Genomic DNA, 6,635 nt, shown 5'->3' on the forward strand with positions numbered 1-6,635 from the left:
CGGATAAGATTTATAACGATACGGTCAGCGTCAGCAAGACCAGCAAGGTCATGCAGGATGAAAACTTCCGCAAAGCCCTCGGCGAATCGCTCATTGAAATCGGAAAGACCGATGAAGGATTGAAAGTGCTGCAGACGTTGGGCCATAAAGGATATGACTGGGCTCAGAGTTCGGATTATGATGGAGAACGGAAAGTTCAGCAGGAATTAAAGTAATGATGTGAAAAGGGGAAAGAACCATGGCTATGCTGGAATTAAAGCACGTCTGCCAGTCCTATAAAAAGCAGCATCCTGTACTGCGCGATATATCGCTTTCTATCCCGACGGGACAGTTTGTATCGGTCATCGGACCCAGCGGAGCCGGCAAGACGACATTGCTGCGCTTGTTTAACCATATGGTGCGGCCCGATTCGGGTGAGGTCTGGATTGACGGTACCCGTTTTGACAGGCTGAACGGCCGGGGCAGGCGGAAAATCCAGCAGCGGGTCGGCATGATTTTCCAGGATTTCAGTCTTGTCGATATGTGTACGTGTCTGCAGAATGTGCTGAATGGCAGTCTGGCCCGCGTTCCGCTGTGGAGAGCCTTGTCCGGGTGTTTTCCCCAGGCAGAAAAAGAAAAGGCCATGGCTGCCCTGAAAGCCGTGGGGCTGGAATCATACAGCCAGATCCCCGCCCATGCATTGAGCGGCGGTCAGAAACAGCGTGTAGCTATTGCCCGGACGCTGATGCAGGATGCGACGATTCTTCTCGCCGATGAACCGGTTGCCTCGCTGGATCCGCTGACAGCCCGGCAGGTTCTGGAACTCATGCGCAAATTGCAGAAGAAACAGGGGCTTACTGTCGTCATGAACAGTCATAACGTCGAACAGGCACGGACCTGGTCGGACCGGATTATCGGGCTGAAAGATGGACGCATTTTCTTTGACGGGCCTCCGGCAGACTGGACAGATGACCGGCTGCAGGACCTGTATGGGAGGACGCAATCATGAGATATTCATTGCGCCGAACAGGCATGGGGATGCTATTTCTGGCACTGATCATCCTTTGCGGGGAAAGCACCGATGTATCTCTGTCTCTTCTATTGAGGCGAGGCGTGCGATTCTTTGACATTGCCGGAGCGATGATACCGCCAGAAACTTCCTATGCCAGGGTCGTACTGGCTCCGCTCTGGGCGACGGTGCAGATGTCTCTGGCCGGTACGGGAATCGGGGCCGTGCTGGGCCTGGTGGGGGCGTCCTTTGCTAATGCCTATCTCAATCCTCATGCCTGGCTGCGGATTCCGTTTAAGACTATCATTCATCTCATCCGGACTATCCCGGCACTGATTCTGGCACTCCTTTGTACGTTCCTCGTCGGACTGGGAACGCTGGCCGGGACGCTGGCACTGAGTATCTATACGACGGTGGTCATGGTCCGTATGGGCTATGAAGATATGGAAAACGCCGACTTAAGGGCGGCGCAGGCACTGGAAGCAGCTGGATGCGGCCGCCTGCGGGCTTTTATCCGGGCTGTATTGCCGGCTGTCCTGGCAGGGTATCTGATTAATGTATTATATATGCTGGAAGCCAATGTCCGCCATGCGGCTATCCTGGGATATGTCGGGGCCGGAGGTATCGGAATTTTACTGAATGAAAGGCTGGCCTGGCGTGAATACAGTGAAGTCGGCATGATTTTATTACTGCTGTACGTCGTCGTCCTGCTGACAGAAGGTGTCAGTGAATGGCTGCGCCAGGTCCTTTCAGGCAGGAGTCGTTTGTCCCGCATGAAAAAAGTATTGTTGTTGCTGACGCTGGCCGTACTGTTTTTTTCCTCTTTTCAGACGCTGGTGCTGCCAGATATGGATGGAAAGGGCATGGCAGCTGCAGCGGCTATTATGCAGGGAATCCTTCATCCCGACTGGTCGATGATATTTTCCCTTGCTCATGATGGCGTCCCCTGGCTTCTGTATGAGACATTTTGTATTGCCTTCCTGGGCACGCTGGGAGGGACGGTCATTGCTGCCTGGTTTTCTTTTTCGGCCAGTTTCCGCCTCCTTCCCGTGCCGGCTGCACTGGCTTCGCGGCTGATATTGCTGCTCATCCGTGCCGTTCCTGTATTTGTGTACGGCCTGATGTGGATCCGCGTTACCGGCCCCGGTCCTTTTGCCGGCGTACTGACCTTATCCTTGTGCAGTGTCGGCCTTCTGGCCAAGAGATTTCTCATCGCTATCGATGATATCCGGCTGGAACCGTACCGGGCATACCGGGCTATGGGAATATCCGTCGCACGATCCATCCGCTGGGCTGTCCTGCCACAGCTGGTACCGCGCTACGGGGCGGCTGTCTTGTATCGGTTCGATGTCAATCTGCGCGATGCCGCTATCCTGGGCCTGGTTGGGGCCGGCGGTATCGGAACGCCGCTGATACTGGCGATGATGCATTACGAATGGGCTGCAGCGGGAGCCCTTTTATGGGGCATGACCGGGCTGGTAACGATCGTAGAGATCTTTTCGGAATGGCTGCGTAAAAAACAACGGCTCAGTGAAATACAGTAATCTGATGATTCCAGGCATGTTCCTCTGAGAATACTGTCTGGAATTTTTTTTTCAGAGATTTGCCAGCGTGCGGAGATTTTCCTGCCGGGCCGTATTGGCGCCGGGCGGATTCAGTTCCTTTTGTGCATAAGGCTTGCTATTTGACCGGTAATGTGATATATATTTAATTGTATATCTATGACTAAATTCTTTATTTCTAAGAGAGAAGGGGCTGTGATATGTACCACATAAGTATTCTTGCTACGCATCAGGATGAAGATGATTTTGGCGAGCGGTTGGGCGATATTGCCGATGTAGCGTATTGCCCGGTCACAAATGAAGAAGAAATGGCAGAAAGACTGGAAGATTGTGATGTTCTTGTCTGTCGGGATGAACCTATAACGGAATCCCTGCTGGACCAGTTAGATGAATTAAAGTTGATTGTCGTCCTCCGTTCGCGGGTCGATCATGTAGACCTGCAGGCGGCAGCCCGGCGGGGTGTGAAGGTGCTCTGTAATCCGGTGTACTGTGTGGATGACATTGCCGATCATACATGTGCTATGATGCTGGCTCTCCTGCGGCAGATTCCCGAGTATCAGAACGATATCCGCAACAACAGCCGTTGGGAATACGGCGCTGTTGGCTGGCCGCTTCACCGTGTGGGCAGCAACCTTATCGGCCTGATTGGTTACGGCCGTACAGGCAGGGCCGTTGCGGCACGGATGCAGGCTTTTGGATGTAAAATACAGGCCTATGATCCGTTTGTTGACGAAAAAATCATGATGGAAGAACGGGTCCGGCCCGTTGATTTCGACAAACTGCTGCGGACCAGCGATGTCGTATCGCTGCACATACCACTCAATGAAACGACGCGGTATATTTTTCGGGAAGAACAGTTTGAGGAAATGAAAGAAGGAGCCATATTCGTCAATTGCAGCCGTGGTGGACTGGCTGATGAAGCGGCCTTATACCATGCTGTCGATGACGGGCATATCCGCAGTGCGGCACTGGATGTCCTGTCTATGGAACATCCCAGCCCGATGATGCTCAAAATGATGACCCGGCCGGAATTTTTGCTGACACCGAGTGTAGCGTCTCACTCTGTAGAAGGAGAACAGGCACTCTTCCACGAGGCAGAGCGGCAGATACGGCTTTTCCTGGCTGGTCATGAAGAGGAACTGTCTTTCGTGCCCTATCCATAAATTTGCACCAAAAGTCAAAATCTTGTAAAATATAGTACGTAACACAAGTATACGAGAAGGGGGCTTCTAAATTTTGCGTATTTGGAAACTACTAGGCATGGCTCTGATATGTCTGTCTCTGCTGGCAGGTTGTGGCTCTTCCGGGGAAGAATCCCAGAAGAAAGATGCGCCAGCTGCCCAGACTGCACAGGTGGAAATGGCAGTACCTAAGAACGGCGTTCCGGTTCTGATGTACCATATGATTGGCGTTGATCCCGATGACCCTCATAATCAGGCCTGTCTGACAGAAGAAAATTTCCGTAAGCAGATGAAGTTCCTGAAGGATAATGATTTTCATCCGATTACTATGGAACAGCTTTATGAATACATGGTCCATAACAAACCGGTTCCTGTCCGTCCCGTTGTCCTGACCTTTGATGACGGATATCCCGATACCTATTCGATTGTCATGCCGGTCATGAAGGAATATGGGTTTGCCTGTACGGTATTCATTCCTACGTATGATGCGGATCAGGGGACGCGCCTGACATGGCAGCAGATTAAAGAAATGAAGGCTGCGGGCATGGAAATTGCATCTCATGGGTATCATCATGAACGGCTGAACCAGATGGGCGGTACTACACTGGATACAGAAATGCAGAAAAGCCAGGCTGAACTTAAAGAACAGCTGGGCATAACCAATGAATTTTTCTGCTATCCCTATGGCGGTAACAGCCCGGAAGCGGAAAAGGTCATGAAGAAATATGGCATTAAGCTGGCCTTTACCATGAATCCGGGATGGGCAAAATATGGTGACAATCCCTATGCGGTCAAACGTATCTGGATTGGCAATGAAGTGGACATAGATAATTTCAGACAGCGCATTACGACTGAAAAGTACGAACAACGGTAAGGCAGCCGGTGTGCTTAGAATGAGGTAATTATGAAGCTGAAGGAAATAGGTAAATTTTTTGTAGTCCTGCTCTTGTTTTTTGCTGTAACGTCTCCCGTAGTCGTTCTCTTCGGACCTTTTGATAATATCAAGCGGACCGTTGTCGGGGCTATTCTGAAAAGCCGTCATCCCCAGTATATCACCTGGCTCTTTTCCCAGGACGAAATCGATAAGATACTGGGAGGCATCAGTACGGCACCGAAGCAGGAATTATTCAAGTTCAAAGTCCGCACTGATTCTTCGTTGAAGTTGCAAAATATCGAATCGAGCCGGTTCAAGGGATTTCTCCTGGAAATCCCCGACCCCAAACGAGTTAAGGTCGGCACAGCTGAAAATATGGATGAAAAAGGCGATACGACCAGCGGTATCGCCCAGCGCAACAACGCTGTCGCGGCTATTAATGCAGGCGGGTTCTATGATGCCAATGGTACCGGAACTGGCCGCAGTCCTTATGGATTCATCCTCCACGATGGCAAGTTTGTCCTAGGCGGCGATGCTGATAACAGTGAAGTCAACGAATTTATCGGCTTTACGAAGGACGGCAATCTCGTAGCCGGCAATTACAGTAAAGGGGAACTCATTTCCATGGATATCCAGGAAGGGATTTCCTTTGGCCCGGCATTGATTGTCAATGGTCAGAAGATGATTACCGCCGGTGATGGCGGCTGGGGCGTCGGCCCCCGTACGGCTATCGGCCAGCGGAAAGACGGGACAGTCCTGTTCCTGGTCATCGATGGACGTCAACCATCATATTCTATCGGCGCGACGCTGCGGGATTTGCAGAATATCATGTACGAACAGGGTGCTTATATTGCTGCTAATCTCGATGGGGGTTCCAGTTCTACATTGTATCTCAATGGTAAAGTTGTCAACAAACCGGCAGATCTCCTCGGAGAACGGATGATTCCGACGGCGTTTATTGTAAAGTAGGAGGGAACGAATGAAGCTGAAAAAAGTGCTTTTGGCCTTTGCTGCAGGCATAGCTATCCAGGCCGGCGTGTATTATTACCTGGATCAGTTCCTTTTTGCGCCGACGTCGGATTTCCAGATCGGTGGGACCAATCAGCAGGAAAAAATGGGATATGGGGCCGAACCCAATGGCCAGACCTATTATTCCTACGACAAGAGGTTCATGGCAACCGTTGTCGATGACACGGTTTCTATTTATGAAGCGGGTCAGAAGAGTGAACCACAACGCATCCGTCTCCATGGACGCAAGGTGTCCTTCTTTGAATGGCTGCCTGACCGGAATCTGGCTATTTTCGCGACGTATGGTAAAGATGAAAAGACTGGCCGTTATGGCGTTTATATTGCCCAGTATAACCCGATTTATCCGGACCGCGAACTCGATACGCCCATTGAAAATGCGCCACGGGACAGCAAAATCGTCGATGTCGCGTATTCGACAGCAACCAATGTGGTATACATGAAGTTGGAAGTCGATAAAGATAAATATCGTATTTACCGGACCGATGCCAACTACGATACGCGGCGCATTAATGTCCAGGCAGAAAATATCGGCCGCATTGCCGTGTTCTATGATCAGGATATCTTCTTCTATGATAATCTGCGCACGGGTGTCGTATACATGTTTGATGGTGCGACCAGCAGCTGGCGTGAAATCTCACCGAGCGGCAAATTCCGCCTCGTAGGCATCGACGGACAGGAAATCTTCATTGCCGAAATGAATGCCGACAACGAAGTGGTTGCTGCATACCGGGGCCGTTTGAAGAAAGGCTTTACCAAGATTGCTACCTATAAGACGCCGGAAGAATTTTCAAAGATTACACTGAACAGCATGCGTGAAGCAGCTGATAAGATGGATGAAAAGAAATAACTGCCCAGGCGCCATCTTGGCGCCTTTTGGCATATAAGGAGTGAATTTGCATGGCAAAACATAAAATTCCCAAGAACCGTTCTTTGGAGGACATGTTCAAGGGAGTAAAAGAAGAAGTAACCTTTGAAACCGCTGACTGGGACGATGAAGAAAC

6 protein-coding genes and 1 pseudogene are annotated in these 6,635 nt (G+C 50.7%); all 7 read left to right on the plus strand.

What is annotated here, in order from left to right:
* Window positions 1-215: pseudogene (locus DBO31_RS07245) on the plus strand (PhnD/SsuA/transferrin family substrate-binding protein); the annotation flags it as partial.
* 23 nt (window positions 216-238) lie between these two features.
* Window positions 239-988, plus strand: a complete 750-nt coding sequence (gene phnC, locus DBO31_RS07250) for a phosphonate ABC transporter ATP-binding protein (RefSeq protein ID WP_150824815.1) — start codon at window positions 239-241, stop codon at window positions 986-988.
* Window positions 985-2,532 (plus strand): ABC transporter permease, encoded by a 1,548-nt coding sequence (locus DBO31_RS07255; protein ID WP_150824816.1) that lies wholly within the window; start codon window positions 985-987, stop codon window positions 2,530-2,532. Before phnC ends, DBO31_RS07255 begins: the two co-directional genes overlap by 4 nt.
* A gap of 218 nt (window positions 2,533-2,750) precedes the next feature.
* Window positions 2,751-3,713: a C-terminal binding protein gene (locus tag DBO31_RS07260; protein WP_059075638.1), complete on the plus strand. Its 963-nt coding sequence runs from the start codon at window positions 2,751-2,753 to the stop codon at window positions 3,711-3,713.
* 73 nt (window positions 3,714-3,786) lie between these two features.
* Window positions 3,787-4,605: a polysaccharide deacetylase family protein gene (locus DBO31_RS07265; RefSeq protein ID WP_150824817.1), complete on the plus strand. Its 819-nt coding sequence runs from the start codon at window positions 3,787-3,789 to the stop codon at window positions 4,603-4,605.
* Window positions 4,606-4,635: 30 nt separating this feature from the next.
* Window positions 4,636-5,574 carry a phosphodiester glycosidase family protein gene (locus DBO31_RS07270; RefSeq protein WP_059075640.1) on the plus strand — a complete coding sequence of 313 codons (939 nt, stop codon included), beginning with the start codon at window positions 4,636-4,638 and terminating at the stop codon, window positions 5,572-5,574.
* A gap of 10 nt (window positions 5,575-5,584) precedes the next feature.
* Entirely contained in the window at window positions 5,585-6,481 is an 897-nt protein-coding gene (locus DBO31_RS07275) for a hypothetical protein (protein ID WP_059075641.1), read from the plus strand.
* Window positions 6,482-6,635: the final 154 nt, after the last annotated feature.

Source organism: Megasphaera sp. DJF_B143 (assembly GCF_900320625.1).
GTDB classification, from domain to species: Bacteria; Bacillota; Negativicutes; order Veillonellales; family Megasphaeraceae; genus Megasphaera; species Megasphaera hexanoica.